We start from the raw sequence: 237 nt of genomic DNA on the forward strand, positions 1-237 counted from the left end.
GTTTTCGTCCAGGCCCCACTTGGCGAGAATTTCCTCATAAGCTCCGTCGTCCATCAGGCTCTGAATGGCCGCCTGAACATGCGGGGCGACTTCAGAGCCCTTCTCGAACGCGGCCGCGACCAGCGTCCTCTGGTACACGCCCGCAATACGGACGGAGTCATCAAGGTCCGCGGTGTACCCGATGATCGAAATGCTCGCGTACAACACGTCAGCCCGTTCGCTGCGCACAGCAAGTAC

General features: G+C 60.3%; 1 protein-coding gene. It reads right to left on the reverse strand.

All coding sequences use genetic code 11. The features are described from left to right. A partial coding sequence (locus SB660_RS23670; RefSeq protein WP_410585031.1) for a type 2 periplasmic-binding domain-containing protein occupies nt 1-237 on the reverse strand: 237 nt, incomplete at both ends.

The sequence above is a fragment of the Bacillus sp. SIMBA_005 genome, from assembly GCF_046535585.1.
Classification (GTDB): Bacteria; Bacillota; Bacilli; order Bacillales; family Bacillaceae; genus Bacillus; species Bacillus pumilus.